The following is a 21,542-nucleotide window of genomic DNA, read 5'->3' on the forward strand; positions in this document are numbered from 1 at the left end:
TCAGAGTTTTTTATTAGACCGATGATTCTTAGCAGGAACACGACTGTTAGAATGAAATTAATGGCAAAAACACTTTTATTAATCGATGGTAATTCACTAGCTTTTCGCGCTTTCTATGCAATGTACAATCAAGTGGATCGCATGATTGCCCACGGCGGGCTTCATACGAATGCGCTGGTAGCTTTTAACAATTTTTTTGATCAGATTGTCGAAAAAATGGAACCTGATTATGCACTAGTTGCTTGGGATGCCGGTAAAGGTTCCACGACTTTTCGCGGGAAAATTTTTCAGGATTATAAAGGCGACCGGCAGACAACACCGCCGGAGTTGTCGGAGCAGTTTCCCTATCTCAGAAAAATGGTTGATTTGCATGGTATTCATTCTTATGAATTGCCAGGATATGAAGCTGATGATATTATCGGTACTTATGCTAAATTAGCTGAGCAGGCAGGCCTGAAAACAACGATTATAACGGGTGATCGTGACTTGACGCAATTGACAACGGATAATGTTTCTGTCAATGTCACTAAAAAAGGTGTCACGGATTTAGATGTTTACACACCGAAATTTTTAGCAGAAAAATGGGGCGGGATCACACCGGCCCAAGTTATCGAAATGAAAGCTCTGACTGGCGATACGTCCGACCATTATCCTGGTGTCACGAAAGTGGGAGAAAAAACCGCTATCAAGCTGATTAACGAATATGGCAGTCTTGACGGTATTTATGCCAATATTGACAGCATGAAGGCTTCCAAGTTAAAAGAAAATCTTCTGAACGATAAAGCGACTGCTTATCAGGCACACGAGTTAGCGACGATTAAAACAGATGTACCGGTCGAATTCGATTTAACTGATTTGAAGAATCAGGAAATTAATTACAAGGAATTGGTCCCTTTTTATGAAGAACTGGATTTTAAAGTTCAACTAGCCAAAATTCATTCTATGCAAAAGGCCGGCATGATTGAAGAAAAACAGCAGTCAGACGAATCACCGGACAAGATGGTTGAACTCACTGCAGCTAATCTTGATCATTTGGCTTCAATCAAGGATTATTTGACGATTTATTTTGAAACTGATTCGGATAATTATCATGTAGCCAATATCGTTGGCTTTGTGATTGGCAATCAGCAGGAAGGCTATTTCGCCTCCCGAGATTTGACCTTGCTCCAAGAGCCAGCGGTCAAAGACTTGTTCAATAGCAAACTGCCGAAATATGTTTTTAATGCAAAAGAGCTGACGATATTATTGGAACGTCTTGGCTTAACTGCTAACAATATCGATTTTGACTTTCTCTTAGTTGCTTATTTATTGGATACGACTGATAACGATAATCAGCTATCCACTCTGGCCAGCCGCTTTAATTTATTTCTTGAATCGGATGACGATGTTTATGGCACTGGTGCTAAATTTCAGATTCCAGCTGATGATGAGACTTTGTTTAATCATTTAGCTGAGAAGGCAGCTACGATCAGCAAGTTGCATGAACCGGCAATGAAAAAGTTGACTGAAAATCAGCAAGTAGATCTCTATCGGCAAATCGAGCTGCCGCTTTCAGATGTGCTCGCGAAAATGGAGTTTACTGGTATCAAGCTGGACCAACCAGAGCTGGCAGCACTGGGCCGAGAATTCAAACAGCGTATTGCTGAGCTGGAAAAACAGATTTATGAGGAAGCTGATGAAGAGTTTAATATTAATTCTCCTAAACAGCTAGCTGATCTGCTATTTGTGAAAATGGGCGTGCCGCCGATCAAAAAAACGAAGACGGGTTATTCAACGGCAGCCGGTGTTTTGGATGAATTAGCTGAACACTATCCTTTTGTACAATTAATCTTGCAATACCGCCAATTAGCTAAATTGAATTCGACTTATGTCAAAGGGCTCTTAGAAGTTGTTAATCCAAAAGACAGCAAAATTCACACACGATATCTCCAAACGCTGACTCAGACAGGACGGCTTTCATCGGTTGACCCGAATATGCAGAATATTCCTGATCGTGACGAAGAAGGTAAACGGATTCGCAAGGCTTTTGTACCAAGCCAGCCTGGTTGGAAAATTTTTGGTGCTGATTATTCCCAGATCGAGTTGCGTGTTTTGGCACATGTGACAGGGGATGCTAATTTAAAAAAAGCTTTTGAGACAGGTGAGGATATTCACGCGGCTACTGCTAGATCAATTTTTGGCCTTGACTCGAAGACTGAAATTAGTTTTGATCAGAGGCGGATGGCCAAAGCGGTTAATTTCGGAATTGTCTATGGCATATCGGATTTTGGCCTTGCTCAGCGCTTGGGTATCTCGCGGCAAGCCGGAAAAGAAATTATTGAAACCTATTTTCGCGAATTTCCCAGTGTGAAAATCTGGATTGACGCCATCATCGCGCTGGCGCATAAGCAGGGGTTTGTTGAGACGATCGCACATCGCCGCCGTTACCTGCCGGATATCCACAGTAAAAATTTCAATTTGCGTTCTTTTGCCGAAAGAACCGCGACAAATACGCCGATTCAGGGTTCAGCAGCCGACATTATTAAAATTGCCATGATCAAGATGCAAGAGGCGTTGACCTCAAAAGATCTGCAGGCTCGCATGCTGCTGCAAGTTCACGATGAATTGATTTTTGAGGCGCCTGAAAGCGAGATCAAAATTTTAGAGAAATTAGTACCTGCTGTGATGGACTCAGCTGTCAAACTGAATGTTCCTTTACGAGTCGAGGCGCATTATGGAGCGAATTGGTATGACGAAAAATGAATTGGATCAGCGTGCCGACAAATTAGGCGAACACTGGGATCTGCTAAACAAACGTCGAGAAATAATTGGCCAAAAAAAGCGTGGTCAAGCTTTTTCTGCAGGTGAATGGCACTTGGTTGTTAACGCAACTATTTTCAATTTTAAACATGAAATACTTTTGCAGCAGCGCTCATTTAATAAAATTGGTCGGCCTGGTGAGTGGGATTTGGAAACTGGCGGATCTGCTTTAGCTGGGGAAACATCCTTGGATGCAATTCGGCGTGAGGTCAAAGAAGAAATTAATTTGCAATATGACTTCAAAACAGAAAATTTTGTTGAAAGTTTTCGTAATTGGCCGGTTTTCGATGATTGGTATGCGATAAAAGTTGACTTGCCATTAGCATCCTTTCAAATTCAAAAATCTGAAATCGAGCAGATTCGATACGTTCCGATTGGCGAACTGACACAGTACATTTCTGATGACAATCTGCCCTATGTCAAAAAAGCAGAGTCAGTAATATTTGGAGGAAACAATGCCTGAATTGCCTGAAGTGGAAACAGTCCGCCGTGGCCTGAGCAATTATTTTGCTAACGAGAAAATCGTTTCTGTAAAAATTCTTTATCGCAAATTATTGCTGGGCGACCCGGAAAAATTTATCCAGCAAGTGACTGGCAGCCTTGTCCGGCAAGTAGACCGGCGCGGCAAATTTCTTCTTTTACGGTTAGATAATCAGCAGACGATTATTTCCCACATGCGCATGGAAGGCCGCTACGCAATTGAAGACGATAGTGCTCAACCTAGAAAGCACACCGAAGCCATTTTTAAGCTAGCCAACGGCTCACAGATATTTTATGATGATACGAGAAAATTCGGTAAAATGCAGCTGGTGGCCACTGGCCAAGAGACCAAAGAAGTCAGATCTTTAGCTACGATGGGGCCGGAACCGACCGAAACTACTTTGACCTTGAATTACTTATTTGCTCGTTTGCAAAAATCCAAAAAGGCCATCAAAGGCTGGCTTTTGGATCAGAATAATCTGGCTGGTTTAGGTAATATTTATGCTGACGAGGTCCTTTGGATGAGCAAAATCAGCCCATTGCGGCCTGCTTGTGAAATCAGCCGACAAGAGGCAGAAGTATTGCGTGAGAATATCATTCATGAGCTGACTTTTGCAATTGATCAGGGCGGTTCAACTGTCCACTCCTTTATTGATGCGTCCGGACATGCCGGACATATGCAGGATAAACTGCACGCATATGGCCGTGTTGGTCAGCCATGCCAGCGGGATGGGTATGAGCTTATTAAAATAAAAGTTGCACAAAGAGGAACGACATATTGTCCACATTGTCAGAAATGAAAATTAAAAAAATTGGTTTAACCGGCGGCATCGGCAGTGGTAAAACAACTGTCGCTAAAATTTTTGCTGAATTAGGTTATACGATTATCGATGCTGATCAAGTAGCACACGAGGTTGTAATGCCTGGCCGTTTTGAATTAGAAGAAATTAAGAATGCGTTCGGGATTTCTGTCATGAAAGGCGCCTCTTTGGACAGGAAAAAATTAGGCCAAATGGTTTTTGCCGATCCACGTGCTTTGAAGAAATTGAATGCTATCTTGCAGCCGTCAATTAAGCAGCTGATGCAGATGCGCATGGAATTCTTGGAAAACGAGGGACGCGTCCATACGCTGATCGTTGATATTCCTTTGTTGTACGAGCGTCATTGGGAAAGGGATTTGGATACAGTTATCGTTGTGGACGCTGATAAAAAAACACGTATTGACCGTATTATGCAGCGGGATCATCTTTCTCAACAGGATGCTGTTAACCGTATCGCTGCTCAAATGCCTTTGGCTCAAAAAGCTGCCATGGCAGATTTTGTGATCGAAAACACTGGCGACAAAGATGCCTTGAAACAATGCGTGCTACAATTTATTTCTGAAAATAGTTTACAAGCATGATCGAAAATACGACACAATTGAAGGCTTATTGGGATTTTAGCAGCCGGTCTGTATCATTAAGCCAACAATCTTTGCAGCGCTTGACGATGCTATATCTGCCTTTAATCGGCAGTGATGCCTTGGCTTTGTACCTGCAGCTGGCAGTAAATGGTCAGCAAAAAGGCCAACTAAACGATCTGCTCGACTGCCAGAATATTTCGCTGACCGATTTTGACAGAGCGAAAAAAAAATTAGAAGCCTGCGGACTGCTAGACAGTTATCTTCAAGATGCTTCGCTCACTTTTGATGTCAAATTGCCGCTATCGGAACAGGCATTTTTAAGTGACGACTTGCTGGCCAGTTTTTTTTATAGTCTTGTCGGACAGGACACTTTTTCTCAATTATTGGAAAAAACAAAACAGGACAATTTATCTCCTAGCGGTTTGAAGAGCAATGCTAATTTTTATGAAGCGTTTGGCAGCCTGCACTTACAAAATGTACCAGATCAGGATCGATTGAGTCGGGCTAAACAAGCTGAAAAGGCGCCATTGCAGGCGGTTGATTTCAATTTTTCTTTGGTTGAACAGAACCTTAAGAAATATGGTGTTTCCGAACAGGAAGTTACCAAAGAACATAATTTTATCCTGGCTCAGCATTTGATCTATGGCTTTAACGAAGAACAACTGTTGGGATTGTTAGCCAAGTCGCTGTTAATTGATGATAAGACCATTGATCACGGCCTTTTTTTCCAGCAGCTTAATCAGTACAGACAGGCCGGCAAAACGCAGCCAGTGTTTGTTTTGCCACCATCGCCTCAAACAGAGCCTAGGACCAAGTTATCCGCCGATGAGCAGGCTTTAATTCAAGCAGCTAAAGAACTGCGGCCCTACGTTTTTTTGGGACAGCTCAAGGCCGACAAGGGCGGTATCATCACCAGCTCAGAGCAAAAAATTCTGCAGCAGCTTTTGGATCTGGGCCTTGCACCGGAAGTGATCAATATTTTGATTCACCAGGTTCTGATCGGGTTGGAATCCAGCAATCTGCCCGGTCCGCTTTCACAAGCTATCGCGGATTCATTTCTACAAAGCAAGGTGAAAACGGCTCAAGATGCCGTTTTATCAATTAAAAACCGTCAGCAAAAGCAGTTGCAAAAACGCAGCTATAATAAAAAATCACCTCTTCAGAAAGAAAAGAAGATGAATTACGGCAACACTCAAAAAACGGATAATCAATTGGCCTCAGAGGCTTTGGCCAAGTACCAGCAGGAAAAGAAGGATAAATGACACTCGAAGATCTTTTAAAAAACTCTCAAGTTGCGCAGTTTGTTGCAACGCAGCACTTATCGGCTGATCGTGGGTTATTGGAGACTAACAGCGGTGTTCTGTCTGATTTTGTGGATCAATTAGCACACCCTTTATTTCCTGATTACCGTCCGGAGCTTGTTTTGCTGGATGGCCGAATTGATATTTTTTATCAGAAAACCACTGCGAGTCCTCAGGGAAACAGTCTCCGTATCGGTCAAGCGGCCAGTCTGTTCAAGGTGTCTTTTTCGGATTTTGAAATTGATGAGCAGCGTAACCAAGCTTTGATTTCAGCGATAAATTTTGCAGAAACATATAGTAAGACAAAAAAATTCCATAAGGGCATCTACTTGTGGGGCAATTTTGGTGTAGGAAAAAGTTATTTGATGTCAGCGCTGCTTAATGAGCTTGCCATGAAAAATATTAAAACGGCTTTTGTGAATTTTTCGGCTTTGATTACACGGTTGAATGATTTGCAGATGCTGGAAAAACAGCGGTTGATTCGACGAATTTCACAGGCCGAGGTGCTGGTGATTGACGATATCGGTGCCGGTGATTTAACCACTTGGGTAAGAGATAATGTGCTGGCAGCTATTCTCGATAGCCGAATGAATGATTTGCGGCCAACTTTTTTCACCTCCAATTTTGATATGAAATCACTTGAAGAACAGTATTTGGCTGTTGCACGCGGTGTCTCTGAGCCAATTAAGGCAGCTCGCATTATTGAAAGAATCAAATTTTTGTCGGATCCGATTGAAATGGGTGGAAAGAGCCGCCGATAATCAATCTTATCAGTCAATATAAACTGTAAAAATCACGCGTGTCTTGTCGTCAACTTGGTATGAACATTCTGTCGAACGGTGTGTCTGCTGCTGGATTTCCTGTGCCAAAAAACCGGCTTCAAGAAAAAAAGAGGGTTCTTCAGTGGCTAAACGTCTGATTTTGATAATTTCACCACTTAAAAGCCAAGTCTCTTTGTCTTCCTTTTGAGACGAAATTTCAATGTCGCCCCAACCAGCGGCGTGAAAGAATTCCTGAATGCCGTTTAGGGTCTTAGTAAAGAATTGGCGGGCCACTTCCTTGCCGGCGTAATAAAGAATATCGTTGGCATCGTCGCTCAGGATGTCATTAAGGATACCGTCCCGGAGTAAAGCCAGTGAGAAGGCCGTTTGATTATTTGCAATTTCTGATAGATTTTTAAACGCGTCTTTTTTCACATCATTTAGTATAGCTTTTTGGTACTCAGCATAAAAGATTTTGAAACATTCTATACTGTAGGTATGGATAATCGTGGAATTGGATATATTGACTCAGGCTTGGGCGGATTAACTGTTGTCGCTGAAGCATTAAAACAAATACCGAATGAATCGGTCTATTTTGTCGGGGATGAAGCCCGCCTGCCGTATGGCCCGCGCCCACATGCCGAGATTGTAAAATTCAGTCTGCAAATGGCGGATTTTTTGGTTAAAAAACATGATATTAAAATCTTGGTGGTCGCCTGTAATACGGCTACTGCACAGGCTCTGCCGGATTTAAGGGCACATTTGTCGATTCCGGTCATTGGTGTGATTTATGCTGGCGCTATCAGCGGGATCAACGCAACGAGAAATCTGCATATTGATATTGTTGGGACTCAGTCCACTGTGGATTCAAAAGCCTATTACAATACCCTCAAATCCTTAAATGCCAATCTAATAGTTAGGCAAAAAGCACTGCCGGATTTCGTTCAGATGGTCGAACATGATTTAGCCGGCACCAAACAGGCTCAGGCGACTGTGTACGAACAGCTGCATGACTGGGTGAATGAAACGGTTGACGGCCAAAAAGCAGATGCCTTGGTTTTGGGCTGCACGCATTTTCCGATTTTGACCAAAGAAATCAGTGAAGCTTGTGGTTCGGATGTCACAATTGTGGATCCGGCCATTGCAGAAATTGGGCAGGCGGTCGAGATTTTAAAAGCCGATGATGCTTTGCACGATTCGAAAAAAATCAATCCGCACAGTGAGGATACCTTTTATACTACGGGCAGTATTGACCGTTTTGCTAAATTTGCAAAACGCTGGCTAGGTAATGCTAACTTAACTGTCAAAGAGTTGAAAATTAATCAGCAAGGCCTTTTTGAATGAATTATTTAATTTTCAGCGATAGCCATGGCGATCGGGATACCTTTCAGTCGATTTTAGATTATGGCCGCCAAGATCCTCAGCTGGCAGCCGTTTTTTATAATGGGGATTCAGAATTTGACGCATCAGATCCTGTTTGGCAAGGTATTCACGCCGTCTTAGGCAACATGGATTATGATTCACGATATCCAGTGGAACAGGTTTACAAAAATCCTCAAGACCATCTTACAATTTATCAGACACATGGGCATTTGCAGCGGGTTGCATACGGTTTGACAGCTTTGAACCGGGACGCTGAGAAAGTTCATGCGGAGATTGTTCTTTTTGGGCACACGCACATTCCTTTTGCACAGATGCATGATAATAAGCTGTTTATCAATCCGGGTTCGCCGAGTTTTCCAAGAGGTCCGCAGCGCAAAATAGGCGGCACTTTTGCCATATTAAAGGTCAACCCAGCGTTTTTCCAACTTGATTTTTACACGCGGGATTTTCAGAAAATTACCGCTTGGGCACGCAGATTTTCAAGATAATCAGTCAAAAAACTAGGTATAATAAAGGCAACAAGAGGAGGAAACATGGAACTTGGTCAAATAGCCGCACTGATTGCCGCAATTGCGTTTGCCATTCTGGTCATTGCGATCGTCGTTGTTTTAATTTCAATTAATCGGACTGTGTTAATTTTAAAAAAGCACATCGAACCAATCGCAAGCGACGTCGACCAGATGACCTCAACCACAAAGTCGCTGCTTAAGGATATGACCAGCAAAGTTGCTCGTTTGGATCCAGTTGTGCAGGCAACAGCAGATTTAGGTTCAACTGTTAGTCATTTTACAGACAAGATTAATAAAAAGAAAACCGAAGTTGTCGATAAGAAGACTAAAGTCAAGAAAATGGTAAGCGGACTTGCAGATTCGGCAATTAAATCAGGCGTGCTTTTCACGGTCGGCCAAGCAGCTCTGAATCGTTTCAAAAAAAGTCGTGCAAGGAAAGGATAAAAGATGGCAAAAGGATTAATAGCAGGAATATTGGCAGGTGCTGCGGCTTATGCCGCTTTTAAGGCATTGCCACAAGCAAAACAGGAAGAATTGACGCGCAAAGCTAAGGAAGCTGGCAGCAAATTGAAAGATTTGGGTTATGATGCCGCTTATGCCGGTGCTGATTTAGCTGGTGATTTGACAGAAAAGGCCAAAAATAAGGTCGGCGAATTAGATGAGCAGTTGAAGAACTCTAAATATGCCGATAGTTATCAAGACCTGAAAGATAAGGCTGGCGACTTTGCTGAAAAGGCCTCCCCATATTTAGAAAGAGCTAAAGATACAGCAGGTGATTTGTTAGACAAAGCTGCGCCCTATACAGAAAAAGCCAGAGAAGCCATGACGCCTTATGTGGAAAAAGCTAAGGAAACCGTTGATGATCTGCGCCAGCACTTTTCTAAAGAAGATATCGATTTAGAAGAAGACGATGCCCTAAAAGACGATCTAACCAAAGATACGCCGGCACCAGACAAAAGCGACGACGATACAAAAGACAAATAATAATTTAGCAGCTAGGACTTGATCCTAGTTTTTTTTGTAACGAAAATTAAATAAGAATTGTAAGCGTTTGTAATCTCTTTTAATTATCGTTATGATTATTTATACTAGGTAGAAGTGATGTCAGAAAATAAGCAACCAACAATTTACGATGTATCCGAAAGAGCCGGTGTCAGCTTAGCTACGGTCAGTCGTGTCGTTAATAATAACGGCAAAGTTAAAGAAGAAACAAGAAGGAAAGTCCTTAAAGCAATCAAAGAGTTGAATTACCGTCCTAATGCCATGGCAAAGGGATTGGCTAGTTCTAAAACAACGATGGTGGGCATGATGGTACCTGATTTGACAGATTTGTATTTTGCTGAATTGGCACAAGGTATTGATGCTGTTGCTAAAATTTACAACTATTCGGTCTCTTTGTCTGTTTCGGATAATAATCCCACTGCTGGGAAAGAGGCTTTTGAGACTTTGATGTCTCAGCATGTAGACGGGATAGTCTATATTGGCAATCAGACTTCTCAAGAAATGTTCGACTTATTGAAGAGCTCGCCAGTACCAGTCGTGTTCGCCGGTTCGGTCGCACAAGATGGTAAACTGCCATCGGTTAATATCGATTACGTTCAGGCTTTTCAGCAGGCTGGCAATATTTTGAAACAGCATTTGTCAGACACACAAATTGCGCTTGTCGATAATCCTGGAGAAAGCGGCTTGTCTGCGTTGAGGCAGCAGGGTTTTCTGAAGGCTGTCAGCAAGGGCAAAATATACGAGTCAGAGGACGATTACCGTTCTGGCTATAATCTCGCCCATCATTTGTTGGAAGACGGCATAAAGGGCGTTATCGTCGGCGAGGATGAACCTGCGATTGGTATTTTGAATTATATGCTGGATAATCATGTGCAAGTACCAAATGATTTTCAGATTATTTCGTCAAACGACACCAAACTTGTCAAAATGACACGACCGGCCGTTTCATCGGTTACACAGCCGAAATTTGATATCGGTGCTGTGTCGATGCGCCTGTTGACCAAGCTCATGTCTGGCGATCCTGTTGATGATCCGACTGTTATTCTGCCTCATGAATTTGTTCTTAAAGATACAACTCTTTAAAAAATGCTTGCAAATTTATTTAGATTCCTATAAAATATTTCTTGTTGCTGTTAAGCAATGCCCCTTTAACTCAGCTGGTTAGAGTAGGGGATTTTTAATCCCAAGGTCCCCGGTTCGAATCCGGGAGGGGGCACTAGATGCAAATCTGGTGTCCTTGGGAATAACCGCCGTCATGGCGGTTTTTTTGTGCCTAAATGCCGGTGTGATGGGGGCTGCTGCTATTGTGTTCTAACTGTTCAAACGGTGCTTGACGGGGAACCTGGGCTGGTAAATGCACAATCATTGCAAACAAAAGTCCTGTATCCATTGAAAAAAGAATCGGTATATGGTTTACTTACTAAAAGTAAGATAAAAGGAGCATTAGTGATGGATACAATCAGTTTCGGTTTGGATATCTTTGGTGATTTAGCTTTTGATGACAAGGGCCAATTAACAACTTATGCGCAAGCAATCAGGCAAGTCCAAAGGGAAGGCATTTTAGCGGACCAGCTTGGTGTTGATATTTTTGCCTTGGGCGAACACCATCGGCCGGATTATGCGATTTCCAGTCCTGAAATGGTTTTGGCTGCGATTGCCAGTCAGACCAAACGCATCAAATTGTCTTCTGGCGTGACTGTATTGAGTTCCGATGATCCGGTCAGAGTGTTTGAGCGTTTTGCAACGCTCGATGCCGTCTCTAATGGACGGGCCGAAATTATTTTGGGCCGTGGTTCTTTTACAGAATCGTTCCCGCTTTTCGGCTACGATTTGACCGATTATAATGAGCTATTTGAAGAAAAGACAGCTCTTTTTAAACAGCTTTTATCAGAAAAACCAGTGACTTGGCAAGGAAAAATGCGTGCACCATTAAAAAATGCTGACGTTTTCCCAAAGACGGCCGGAGGTAATATCAAAACCTGGGTTGGGGTCGGTGGTTCTCCGGAATCAATCATTCGAGCTGCCAGATACAGTTTTCCGGTGGTTTTAGCTGTGATTGGTGGAGCACCTGAAAGATTCAAGCCTTACATTGATTTATACCACCGAGCTGCTGAAAAATTGGGTACGACAATCGGTCCTGTTGGCATCCACTCGCACGGATTTATTTCTGATAATAACGAAGAGGCTGTTAATGGCGCTTGGCGGACGATTCGTGCCATGTTAGACAAAATAGGAAGCGAAAGAGGCTGGGCCGCGATGTCAGAAGAACAGTTTCAGCAAGAAATTTTAAATGGCTCCTTGTATGTCGGAACGCCTGAAATTGTTGCTGGAAAAATTGCTCGTGTGATTAAAAATCTGCAGCTGCAGCGTTTTGACTTGGTATATGGTGCCGGGAAGCAGACAATTGCAGAGCGTTTGCAAACGATTACTTTATACGCCAATGAAGTTATTCCAAGAGTGAAATTCTTGTTAAAGGACGAAAAGGAAGTTTATTAATGGCAGACAAATTGGGGATTTTAGGTTTTGGCAAACTGGGTACGGTGCTTGGCCAATTAGCTGTTAGGGCCGGTTATGATGTCTACATTGCTGGCTCCGGTACAACAGATAAAATTGCGCTGACTGCTGACATATTGCTGCCCCAAGCTCACTTGATGCTAGCAAAAGAACTGCTTGGACAAGTTGATGTTGTGATTCTGGCATTTCCTTTGGGCAAGTATCGAACACTGGACCCGCTACTTTTCAAAAATAAAATTGTGATCGACGCCATGAATTATTGGTGGGAGACTGATGGCCGGCATCCTGAATTTCAAGACCCCGTCTTGTCGACGAGCGAAATGGTGCAAGCTCATTTAAATCAAAGCCGTGTCGTGAAAGCTTTTAATCATATGGGTTATCATGACCTGCTTGATTATGCTGACCAGTCAGATCCGAAAAAAGCCATCGCTGTAGCCGCTGATGATATACTAAGCCGCGCAGTTGTGGCAGAGATTGTGAAACGGCTAGGTTTTCAGCCAGCGATTTTGGATTCGCTCGCTGAAGGGATTAAATTAGAACCTGGAACGAACGTGTTTGGTGCCGATTTTAATCGAGCAGAATTGCTAAACGCGATTGATCACTATTTTGAAACGGATTTTGGCAAAAAAATCCTTCAAAGCAGCAAAAAACATTCTCTTTAAACTAAAACTTAGACATTTTGTTTGAGTTTTTTTGTTGCTCAAAAAGATATAAAGGCTAAGATTGCTGCTAGCGAGATTCAATCGATCCTTTATTTTAACCGCTTGTTGGCCTTTTTCGACCACTCATCGGCAGCGAACCTTTTCAGCATTGCTAGTTGTTTACACTTTTTCTTGTCGCAAAGAGACGGAGGATGTGTGGATGATAGACGTGTTAAAAGTACAAGGATTAAAGAAAAACTACAGTCATCGTCAAGCGGTCAAAGGCATAGATTTGACTATTAAAAAAGGCGGTTCCTTAATTGCTTTTTTGGGCCCAAACGGAGCCGGAAAATCGACAACGATTAAGATGCTGACAACTCTTTTAAAGCCGACGGCTGGCAGTATTGAAATCAATGGCCAACAGCTGCCAGAAAAAATTCGTGAGCAGATTGCTGTCGTTTTTCAAGAAAGTGTCATGGATGCAGATTTGACGGTCCGGGAAAATTTACTGGTTCGTTGGAAATTATATCGAGGCCAATCCAAAAACGGCGTGTCTGAACTGATCAATCAAGTTCATGCACAAGACTTTCAGAATCAAAAATACGGATCGCTTTCTGGCGGGCAAAAACGGCGTGTTGATATTGCTCGAGCTCTGATTAATCAGCCTAAAATTCTCTTTTTGGACGAACCGACGACTGGCTTGGACATTCAAACGCGCAGCTTAATTTGGCAGATGCTGTCATTAATGCGTAAAAAAGAGGGGATGACGATCTTTTTGACAACTCATTACTTAGAAGAGGCTGAACAGGCTGATCAAGTCGATATCATTGATCATGGTCAGATCATCGCGCAGGGTACAGCTGCAGATTTAAAAAAACGTTTTGCAAAAAGCCAATTAACACTTTTTTCTGATGAACTGCCGCAACTCAATCAGCAGCTTCCCAAACAGTTTAGCCGCCAGCTGACTGATTGGAAAATTGTTGTGCGAGTGGATAACGCTGCAGACGCAATTCATTTATTATCGGATTTTGCCGATAAAATTAAAAATTTTGAATTCCGTCCAGGCATGATTGACGATATGTTTATGGCTTTGACAGGGAAGGAGATCCGTTAATGTTAGCTATTACCGAAAGAAATCTTAAATTGTATTTTAGAAATCGTGCGAGTGTCCTTTTTTCGCTGATGAGCGCTTTGATCGTGCTGGGACTCTATCTTGTTTTTTTGAAAAACGGCATGCAAAAAAATTGGTCGAATCTGCCTGATGCGATTCAATTACTTGATCCTTGGCTCATAGGCGGCATGATGTCTGTCACAGCGACGACGGCAAGTCTCAATGCCATTGAACAGTTAGTCCGTGATCGGCAAGGGCATCAGTTGCAGGATTTTCTTGTCACGCCAACCAAATCAGCTTGGATTCAATTGGGTTATTTTTTAAGCGCAGTCTTGATTGCGGTGATTATGCAACTGGCTGTGTTGTTGGTCGCTGCCGGTTATTTCGGTTTTGCCGACAAAATTCAAATAAGACTAAGGACACTGCCAGCTTTGATAGCGATTATTTTTTTGAACGGATTGTGTGCAACAGCCTTGAATCTTGCGATTATTTCTTGTGTCAAAAAAGTAACAACTTTGTCGATTATTGGATCCATTGTCGGAACAGCCTCAGGATTTTTAGCGGGTATTTATATTCCCATCGGTACACTGCCAGCTTTTGCTCAAAACTTGATTAAGCTTTACCCTGGCGCTTATTCAGCGTCTCTCTTTCGACGAATTTTAATGCAGCCCCAGATTGTCGTTTCTTTTCGCCATGTCAAAGAAGGGCAATTGGCCTTGTTTAAAAAAATGCTGGGCATTGGTTATCAATGGGAATCTATGACCACCTTTACTCAAGAATTTATTGTCTTAGCGGCTGTGACGGTCATTGCCTTAGTGCTAGTGCTTGCCAAGAACCGTTGGGTCAACAGCAGACAGGCGTGAGCGCCGCAAGTGTTTTATAATGACTTTATTTTATAAGGGAGGCCGATTTGCATATTTCTTTTTTACCCAATAAAACCTTGCCGGCCAATCAAGTTAATATCGTCATCGAAGCAGTGGCATATACGGCCGAGATTCAAAAAATCAACGATTATTTGGACAAGTACGACAAAATTAGCGACATTTTGTCTTTTAATGACGGCGAGTCCGTTAGAGTGGTTCATCAGAAAAATATTATGTTGATTGAGGTGTTTCATGATGAATTGAGGGTGACGAGCGACGCAAGCGTTCTGACGGCTCGTGGTAGGTTCTATAAAATTTTAGAGCACTTAGATAGTGATTTTATTCAAATCGGTCGTGCCACAGTCATCAATCTTAATTTTCTGCAATCCTTGGAAACTGTTTTTATCGGCAATCCGGTCGCAGTTATGACTAATGGTCAGAAATTGCCGATCAGCAGAAGATATCTTGTTAATTTGAAACATAAATTAGGGATTTGACCAGGAGCCTCATGTTGAAAAAAGTTATCAGATATATTTTAATCGGGATTGGTTTTGCATCATCAATTTATTTGATTGGCAAACTTTTCTCCGGATCGGTGAATTTTTCAAAACTGGAAATCGTCAGCACCTTGCTTATGGGTGCTTCGATCGGTCTTGTTTCGATGATTTTCGAATTAGACGATTATTTAAATTTTGCCAGTCAGTTGGTGATTCATTTTGTTCTAACGGCTGCCCTTGTTTTCGTCTACAGCCTAGTCAATCACTTTTTAATCAATTCCTGGGAAATGTGGTGGCTGACATTTGTGATTATTTATATCGGCGTATGGGTTGTTGTGACCACGCAAATCAATCAAGATGTGCTGGCTATTAACCGAAAATTACAAAGTAGGCATCATACAAAATAATGCGAGTTCATCGCGATTATTGGCACGTAGAAAAGTTTGAACATGACTTTAGATAAAATTGATCTGTTTTCATTTTTTAGGAATAATGTCCATAAAGTGGGTGGATAATACAATATTTTGATGATAATTTTCTAAAAATATCTCAAAAAATAACTTTTTTAACCACCTAACAGGAACCGTTAATGCACGTAAACCGTTACAAAAGTGACTAATCCGAAAAGGATGCCGGGTGCGTTTGAAATGATGACCGGCCAATCTTTGTAAGTTTTTAACCAGCCGTAGGCCACCCAAAGAGTTGCGTTAATCGTGGCCACAGCAGGCTGAATGGGTGAAACCGGATTCCCGGAGAAATTGGACATAATTTGTGGGATATAGGAAATATACATAAGCGAACAAGCCAGAATGGCGAATTTGCTCATCATTTTAAGGCTTTTAATTCGTTTGGCTGTTGTTTGTTTCTTTTCATTTTCTGCGACGTAATTATCAATTTTCATAAAACCTCCACGCTTTAAAAAAATACTCGGTTTTTAACATACAAAATGAAAATTAACTGTTTATAAACACGTCACAAAATGGCAAAGACAGACGACTAAATAAAAAAGCCCTTCCAAATTTGGCTTTTTAGATTAATGGATCGATTTGAGTGGGCTTGGCTTCAGGTACAATTGTCACGATGCTTGCTTCACGAAAATAAACTTTGTAATCTGCCGTATCGGTGCTTTTGAAAATATTTGTGTTATCAGGCAACTGATCGATTTTCTTTATTTCACGAGATTGGCCATTTGTAAAAGTGACAAGCACATGATCATTGTCCTTTAATAAATCCTTGATGAGATTAAACATATTGCACTCCTCTGTGTTTGATTAGATTAATAACCGGCTTCATTTTATCAAAGGCAGCCTAAAGGAATATTAAAGGAAGAGAAGAGGAAGATTTTTTAGAAAGCGCTTTCATTAAGCGACGAAAGCTGTTATAATTAAATCAGGGTCAAGGAGATCACAAGCGGTGATTGGATTCACTGTTAAAGATTTCGCGAATGAGCAAAGTTGGATCTCAAAGGACCCGGGAGCAATCTCATCAGCATTTAGCGACGTGATCAATGGAGCGTCATTGCTTTAGAATCAGTTGTTCGTTAAATGTTCACAGTCTTGAAGAGTTGGGTAAAACCATATGATTCGTCACTGCTGGTGGGGTTGTTTTTTATTATGCAAAGGTTGTCAAATCTTTCATGTAAAACAGATCCATGCTGTTGTGCAAAGAACCCGACAAGGCAGCGGACAATTTTTTAAAGGCGAGCTTTTCATAGATATGTACGGCGGCTTTTAAACGATGATGCGTCTCCAAATAGACGGACAAATAGCCGGCATGCTTGGCAAAAACCAAGGCCTGATGCAGCAGATCGTAACTATAATGTTGGCCTTTTACCTGATCGGATAAATACAATTTTTGAAGTTCGGCGATATGATGCGTGCTATCGAATTCGGCGATCCCGCAGCCGCCAAGCGCGTTGTCTTGTTCATCCGTTAATACGAAGTAGGCACGATTTTTGGCCGCAGCGTAAAAACGGCTTAAATGAGCCAACTCTGGATCAAAGTATGCGGTTCCTGGGATGTCCAGTGCGAAGTGTTTTAAATTATTTTGGATGATGGCTTCTAAAGGCGCATCATCTCTAGCCTGAATGTCTCTTATCTGCATGCTCTACTCGTTTTTGATTATCTCGTTTATAAAATCTTACCGCATCTAAAAAAGAACGTAACAAAAAAGCCCGCGCATGCAGGCTTTTTCAATCAGAAAATTAGTTAAATACCATACCACCATCGACAATGATTGTCTGACCGGTGATGTAATTTGAATCAGGCCCAGCCAAAAATGAAGCAACACTGGCAACGTCTTCTGGCTCGGATAGTTTGCCTAAAGCGATTCCCTTGGCAAATTGTGCCATACCCCATTCGTCGTCTTTGCCAGCATTTTGGCCAACTTCGTGGGCAATGTCTTCCATCATAGGTGTCTTAACGATACCGGGCGCATAGGCATTAACCGTAATATTGGAAGCTGCAAGTTCTTTGGCAGTTGTCTGCGTGATACCGCGAATCGCGAATTTGGTTGAACCATAGACAGTCAAGCTAGGGTTACCCTGAACACCAGCTTGTGAAGTGGCATTGATAATTTTACCACCATGGTTAAACTTCTTGAAAGCTGTCACTGCGGCTTGTGTGCCCCAAATAACACCGTCAACGTTGATTTTCCATGTCCATTCCATGTCATCTTCAGTGACTTCCATAATCGGTGTCGTTGGTGCAACGCCGGCATTATTTACGATCACATTCAAATCACCGAATTTGTCGCTGATTTTCTCGACAGCAGCGAAAACTTCATCGCGCTTGGAAACATCGCCCTTGACTGCAAAGGCTGTGTCGGCCCCAAATTCATCATTGATGTTCTTGGCGACTGCATCGACTTTTTCAACGTGACGGCCGACCAAACCAACTTTAAAACCATCTTTTGCCAAACGCTTAGCGATGGCTTCGCCGATACCTTGACCGGCGCCCGTAACAACTGCAACTTTATCCGACATTTTTCCTTTAGCTCTCCTTAAATCCTTAATGTACAATAAATCACAAGTGCAATTATAGCAAAAAAGGCAAAATTTCACAATGTATTAAATGAAAATTTCCAAAGTCTGTTATTTAGTCTCTGCAATTGATTGTTTTCTAGACAATTTGATGTCGGAAACAATATCTTGCAAGGAAATCACAGCCATTTTGGCCTGTGCAGCGTTTTGTATTTCGTCATAATAGTGGTGAACAATAGTCGGAATTTGTTTGCCGATCGGGCAATCCGGCGAGGTATGCTGGTCAATTTTAAGAAGCTCAGGGTGTTCATCCAAGGCCAAATAGATATCCAGCAGCGAAATTTTATTTGCCGGCCTGGACAACATAGGCTGAGTCGCGCCTTGTACGGTATTGATCAGGCCCGCTTTGGACAAACGGCTCATAATACGTCTTACCAGACTAGGGGCAGTCTGGAGGCTTTCTGCAATTTGAGCACTTTTAACTTGGGATTTGTTGTTGATTGCGATATAAGCCAGCACATGAGTGGCATCACAAAGCTGTGTATTAGCCATAATCCTTTCTTTCACCTTAATAGTTGTCACTTATTATATAACACATTCTTTGTCAACAAGGCTCTTTGAAGCTCATTGACAAGTGATATTGGCAGGCATAGAATCTAACATGTTATAAAAAAAGTAACATCTTAATCTAAAAATATGGGAGATTCTATCAGTATGATTGATCACAGTTACCTTGAATTATTGAAAAGCCGGCGTTCCATTCGGACTATCGGAAAGAACGTCAATTACAGCAAAGAAGAAATTACGGATTTGGTTGAGCAAGTCATTAAAGAATCGCCAACGGCTTTTAATAACCAGACTGTGCGGTCCATCATTTTATTTGGCAAGTCATCTGATCTGGTCTGGAAAATTATCGCAGAACGCTTGAAAGCAGAAGTACCCAACCAAGAGGCATATGAGCAGACAAAGGCTAAGATTGACGCTTTTAAGGCTGGTTTTGGTACAATTCTTTATTTCTCGGATCAGCCGACGATTGAAAAAGATATGGCACAATTTACCCTTTATAAAGATAATTTCCGAGATTGGTCTGAACAGGGGCTAGGCGGAGCTGAAATCAATGTCTGGACAGCCTTGGCTAATGTTGGGCTAGGAGCCAGTCTGCAGCACTACAATCCTTTAATTGATGATCAGATCAAACAAGCCTTTCAAGTTCCCGATGGCTGGATTTTAAGAGCACAAATGCCTTTTGGGTCTATTGAAGCACCGGCTGACGATAAAGATTATCTGGCAGATGATCTGCGTTTTAAAGTACGCTATAACTAAAATTTAGACCAATTATTTGTGATTTTTGTCTATTGACATGCTCCTTCAACTAAAATATGGGTCATGGAGGCATTAAATTCATGGAAAATTATGTATTAAGCGACGGATTGCGTTTGCCTAAAGTTGGTTTGGTACTTACCTGCTGAACGGTACACAAGGGGTGAATACGATTGTTTCCGGCATTCAGGCTGGTTATCGTTTGCTGGATTCTGCTTTTAATTATGAAAATGAAGGCGCATTAGGTCAAGCTGTTAAACGGGCTGGCATCAATCGTGCCGACTTGATTATTACTTCTAAATTACCAGGCAGGCACTATGGCTTTCAAGATGCGATCAGCACGATTCAGGAATCACTTTATCGAGCAGGATTGGATTATTACGATCTGTATCTGCTGCACTGGCCTAATCCTAAGCGCGGCCAATATGTCGAAGCTTGGCAGGCACTGATTCAAGCTCAGAAATTTGGCTTGATTCGCTCGATTGGGGTCTGCAATTTTCTGCCTGAACACTTAGACAAGTTGGAAAAAGAGACAGGCGTTATGCCTGTAATTAACCAAATTGAGCTCCACCCATACTTCAATCAGCAATCACAGCGCGATTATGACACAAAGCACAATATTTTGACTGAAGACTGGAGCCCGTTAGGACGTGCCAGTCAAATGCTGAAAAACGATACGTTAATTAAATTAGCAGCTAAATACAATAAAAATGTCGGCCAACTGATTCTCCGTTGGGAAGTGCAATTGGGAACATTGCCGATTCCTAAAGCATCGTCTCCGGCACGTCAGTTCGGCAACATGGACCTGTTCGACTTTGTGATTTCAGATGGTGATATGTCGATAATTAATAGTCTGACAAAACCCGATGGCCGAAGCGATAATCAGGATCCAGCCGAGTATGAAGAGTTTTAAAAATTTATTAAAAACGTTGGCAGAAAACTGTCAGCGTTTTTTATTGATTGTCTCCGGCAGCCAAAAAGGGTAGCTGCTTCTGGAAAAATGAACCTGATAATTTTCTTGATCGATTGATTTGCCGTCTACTTGTGCAGTTTGCCTGCTGTTGACTTCAATCGTAAAATCGTGTGTTAACAAAGCATTATCAACAGCTTTCATATGATATTGAAAACCGCCGAAAATAATTGCCAGCATGTCGATAATGATTTGGAACAGATGGTGTCTTTGAAACAGCACGAATTTCAGATTATTTTCATGCAGTTTTGCATCCGGCGCTACTTTAATACCACCACCAAAGTAGGGATGATTGGTGACGATCATCAGATAGGCTTTGGCATAGCTTTTAGTCAGATCCAGTCCTTGGATTTTGGCTGAGAAACCCTTGGTTTGAAAAATGGTAAACACAGCTGCAATCAAATAACTAATTGCGCCCAAGCCAATGTGATTCAATAGATTTTTGTAGGAGGATTGATTAGCCCTTTTTAAAACAGAACCGTCAAAACCAATGCCAAAACTGTTCATAAAGAAACGCTTAGGCTGATTGTCTTGTAGCTGATAACTACCGATATTGATCGGTTGGGAATGTGTCGTCCGTAAGAGGTCAGAAAGGCCTTGTTTCCAGTGACTCGCTGATTTCAGTCCAGCGCCGCGAGCAAAGTCATTGCCAGAGCCTGCAGGGATATAGGCTAACGGCAACGGATATTGGCGCTTAGCTTCAATCAGGCCATTAAGGACTTCATGCAGCGTGCCATCGCCGCCAAAAGCCAAGACAACGACATCTGACTCTTTGTCTGGGAGACTGCTGGCTAAATCATAAGCCAGATCTTCCGGTGCGCCAGGGTAGGCAGAAAGCAGGACGGATAGACGAACATTCATCCCGATCATGTGTTCTTGAATCTGCTGCCAGATTTTATAACCTCGATAATTACCGGCATGCTGATTCACGATTGCATAAAAATGTGCACGCATAATTCTTAATTGTATGCTTTTAACTGCTGAAAGTGCTATTTTGACACAGTCCTAT

The 21,542-nt window shown here is 42.1% G+C and carries 25 protein-coding genes, 1 tRNA gene and 1 pseudogene; 20 read left to right on the plus strand and 7 right to left on the minus strand.

The genetic code is table 11. The features are described 5' to 3' along the window. Positions 1 to 60 precede the first annotated feature (60 nt). From polA to zapE, 6 genes are read left to right on the plus strand one after another with little or no spacing between them, the layout of a single operon-like run. Positions 61 to 2,742 carry a DNA polymerase I gene (polA, locus tag ABF487_RS02445; protein ID WP_415634379.1) on the plus strand — a complete coding sequence of 894 codons (2,682 nt, stop codon included), beginning with the start codon at positions 61 to 63 and terminating at the stop codon, positions 2,740 to 2,742. Beyond that, the gene (locus ABF487_RS02450) at positions 2,729 to 3,262 is read left to right on the plus strand and encodes an NUDIX hydrolase (RefSeq protein ID WP_415634380.1); all 534 of its coding nucleotides are present in this window, start codon (positions 2,729 to 2,731) and stop codon (positions 3,260 to 3,262) included. Before polA ends, ABF487_RS02450 begins: the two co-directional genes overlap by 14 nt. After that, entirely contained in the window at positions 3,255 to 4,079 is an 825-nt protein-coding gene (gene mutM / locus ABF487_RS02455; protein ID WP_415634381.1) for a bifunctional DNA-formamidopyrimidine glycosylase/DNA-(apurinic or apyrimidinic site) lyase, read from the plus strand. Before ABF487_RS02450 ends, mutM begins: the two co-directional genes overlap by 8 nt. Next, positions 4,076 to 4,681, plus strand: a complete 606-nt coding sequence (gene coaE / locus ABF487_RS02460; protein ID WP_415634382.1) for a dephospho-CoA kinase — start codon at positions 4,076 to 4,078, stop codon at positions 4,679 to 4,681. The genes mutM and coaE overlap by 4 nt, the downstream gene beginning before the upstream one ends. Next, positions 4,678 to 5,943 carry a DnaD domain protein gene (locus tag ABF487_RS02465; RefSeq protein WP_415634383.1) on the plus strand — a complete coding sequence of 422 codons (1,266 nt, stop codon included), beginning with the start codon at positions 4,678 to 4,680 and terminating at the stop codon, positions 5,941 to 5,943. Before coaE ends, ABF487_RS02465 begins: the two co-directional genes overlap by 4 nt. Continuing rightward, positions 5,940 to 6,743, plus strand: coding sequence for an AFG1/ZapE family ATPase (gene zapE / locus ABF487_RS02470; protein ID WP_415634384.1), 804 nt, complete (start codon positions 5,940 to 5,942; stop codon positions 6,741 to 6,743). The genes ABF487_RS02465 and zapE overlap by 4 nt, the downstream gene beginning before the upstream one ends. A gap of 9 nt (positions 6,744 to 6,752) precedes the next feature. Here zapE and ABF487_RS02475 read toward each other — a convergent pair whose 3' ends face one another. Next, the gene (locus ABF487_RS02475; RefSeq protein ID WP_263780115.1) at positions 6,753 to 7,178 is read right to left on the minus strand and encodes a YslB family protein; all 426 of its coding nucleotides are present in this window, start codon (positions 7,176 to 7,178) and stop codon (positions 6,753 to 6,755) included. Between the two features lie 63 nt (positions 7,179 to 7,241). On the opposite strand from ABF487_RS02475, the gene murI reads away from it, so the two are divergent. From murI to ABF487_RS02535, 12 genes are all read left to right on the plus strand, one after another. Then, a complete protein-coding gene (gene murI / locus ABF487_RS02480) occupies positions 7,242 to 8,087 on the plus strand; it encodes a glutamate racemase (protein WP_415624989.1) in 846 nt (281 codons plus the stop codon). Further along, complete coding sequence (locus tag ABF487_RS02485) at positions 8,084 to 8,614, plus strand: YfcE family phosphodiesterase (protein WP_415634385.1); 531 nt, start codon at positions 8,084 to 8,086, stop codon at positions 8,612 to 8,614. The genes murI and ABF487_RS02485 overlap by 4 nt, the downstream gene beginning before the upstream one ends. A gap of 45 nt (positions 8,615 to 8,659) precedes the next feature. Further along, on the plus strand, positions 8,660 to 9,079 hold the full coding sequence (locus ABF487_RS02490) for a DUF948 domain-containing protein (RefSeq protein ID WP_263780118.1): 420 nt from the start codon (positions 8,660 to 8,662) through the stop codon (positions 9,077 to 9,079). Positions 9,080 to 9,082: 3 nt separating this feature from the next. Then, positions 9,083 to 9,619 carry a YtxH domain-containing protein gene (locus ABF487_RS02495; protein ID WP_263780119.1) on the plus strand — a complete coding sequence of 179 codons (537 nt, stop codon included), beginning with the start codon at positions 9,083 to 9,085 and terminating at the stop codon, positions 9,617 to 9,619. Positions 9,620 to 9,736: 117 nt separating this feature from the next. Next, positions 9,737 to 10,720, plus strand: coding sequence for a LacI family DNA-binding transcriptional regulator (locus ABF487_RS02500; protein WP_263780120.1), 984 nt, complete (start codon positions 9,737 to 9,739; stop codon positions 10,718 to 10,720). A 59-nt stretch (positions 10,721 to 10,779) separates the two neighbouring features. After that, positions 10,780 to 10,853: transfer RNA gene (locus ABF487_RS02505), tRNA-Lys, on the plus strand. Positions 10,854 to 11,086: 233 nt separating this feature from the next. Further along, complete coding sequence (locus ABF487_RS02510) at positions 11,087 to 12,133, plus strand: Atu2307/SP_0267 family LLM class monooxygenase (protein WP_415634386.1); 1,047 nt, start codon at positions 11,087 to 11,089, stop codon at positions 12,131 to 12,133. Then, entirely contained in the window at positions 12,133 to 12,813 is a 681-nt protein-coding gene (locus ABF487_RS02515) for an NADPH-dependent F420 reductase (RefSeq protein WP_415634387.1), read from the plus strand. The genes ABF487_RS02510 and ABF487_RS02515 overlap by 1 nt, the downstream gene beginning before the upstream one ends. Before the next feature lie 199 nt (positions 12,814 to 13,012). Then, on the plus strand, positions 13,013 to 13,906 hold the full coding sequence (locus ABF487_RS02520) for an ABC transporter ATP-binding protein (protein WP_415634388.1): 894 nt from the start codon (positions 13,013 to 13,015) through the stop codon (positions 13,904 to 13,906). Then, positions 13,906 to 14,766 carry an ABC transporter permease gene (locus tag ABF487_RS02525; RefSeq protein WP_415634389.1) on the plus strand — a complete coding sequence of 287 codons (861 nt, stop codon included), beginning with the start codon at positions 13,906 to 13,908 and terminating at the stop codon, positions 14,764 to 14,766. The genes ABF487_RS02520 and ABF487_RS02525 overlap by 1 nt, the downstream gene beginning before the upstream one ends. A gap of 47 nt (positions 14,767 to 14,813) precedes the next feature. Then, positions 14,814 to 15,263 (plus strand): LytTR family DNA-binding domain-containing protein, encoded by a 450-nt coding sequence (locus ABF487_RS02530; protein WP_415634390.1) that lies wholly within the window; start codon positions 14,814 to 14,816, stop codon positions 15,261 to 15,263. A gap of 11 nt (positions 15,264 to 15,274) precedes the next feature. After that, positions 15,275 to 15,670: a DUF3021 domain-containing protein gene (locus tag ABF487_RS02535; protein ID WP_263778584.1), complete on the plus strand. Its 396-nt coding sequence runs from the start codon at positions 15,275 to 15,277 to the stop codon at positions 15,668 to 15,670. Between the two features lie 179 nt (positions 15,671 to 15,849). On the opposite strand, the gene ABF487_RS02540 is transcribed toward ABF487_RS02535, so the two are convergent. The 5 genes from ABF487_RS02540 to ABF487_RS02560 all read right to left on the minus strand — a co-directional run bounded on the left by ABF487_RS02540 (position 15,850) and on the right by ABF487_RS02560 (position 18,795). Beyond that, a complete protein-coding gene (locus tag ABF487_RS02540; protein ID WP_263778585.1) occupies positions 15,850 to 16,164 on the minus strand; it encodes a hypothetical protein in 315 nt (104 codons plus the stop codon). A gap of 127 nt (positions 16,165 to 16,291) precedes the next feature. Further along, complete coding sequence (locus ABF487_RS02545; RefSeq protein WP_263778586.1) at positions 16,292 to 16,513, minus strand: hypothetical protein; 222 nt, start codon at positions 16,511 to 16,513, stop codon at positions 16,292 to 16,294. 361 nt (positions 16,514 to 16,874) lie between these two features. Continuing rightward, positions 16,875 to 17,366: a GNAT family N-acetyltransferase gene (locus ABF487_RS02550; RefSeq protein ID WP_415634391.1), complete on the minus strand. Its 492-nt coding sequence runs from the start codon at positions 17,364 to 17,366 to the stop codon at positions 16,875 to 16,877. Positions 17,367 to 17,466: 100 nt separating this feature from the next. Further along, positions 17,467 to 18,246, minus strand: a complete 780-nt coding sequence (locus ABF487_RS02555; protein ID WP_415634392.1) for a (S)-acetoin forming diacetyl reductase — start codon at positions 18,244 to 18,246, stop codon at positions 17,467 to 17,469. A gap of 108 nt (positions 18,247 to 18,354) precedes the next feature. Next, positions 18,355 to 18,795, minus strand: coding sequence for an Rrf2 family transcriptional regulator (locus tag ABF487_RS02560; protein ID WP_415627902.1), 441 nt, complete (start codon positions 18,793 to 18,795; stop codon positions 18,355 to 18,357). 162 nt (positions 18,796 to 18,957) lie between these two features. Between ABF487_RS02560 and ABF487_RS02565 the strand changes: the two genes are divergently transcribed. Both ABF487_RS02565 and ABF487_RS02570 read left to right on the plus strand, forming a co-directional pair. Continuing rightward, positions 18,958 to 19,566 (plus strand): nitroreductase family protein, encoded by a 609-nt coding sequence (locus ABF487_RS02565; protein ID WP_415634393.1) that lies wholly within the window; start codon positions 18,958 to 18,960, stop codon positions 19,564 to 19,566. Positions 19,567 to 19,646: 80 nt separating this feature from the next. Further along, positions 19,647 to 20,476, plus strand: a pseudogene (locus ABF487_RS02570) (aldo/keto reductase). A 30-nt stretch (positions 20,477 to 20,506) separates the two neighbouring features. Here ABF487_RS02570 and ABF487_RS02575 read toward each other — a convergent pair. After that, complete coding sequence (locus tag ABF487_RS02575) at positions 20,507 to 21,487, minus strand: diacylglycerol/lipid kinase family protein (RefSeq protein WP_263778592.1); 981 nt, start codon at positions 21,485 to 21,487, stop codon at positions 20,507 to 20,509. Positions 21,488 to 21,542: the final 55 nt, after the last annotated feature.

The organism is Oenococcus sp. (genome assembly GCF_047725585.1).
Taxonomy (GTDB): Bacteria; Bacillota; Bacilli; order Lactobacillales; family Lactobacillaceae; genus Oenococcus; species Oenococcus kitaharae_A.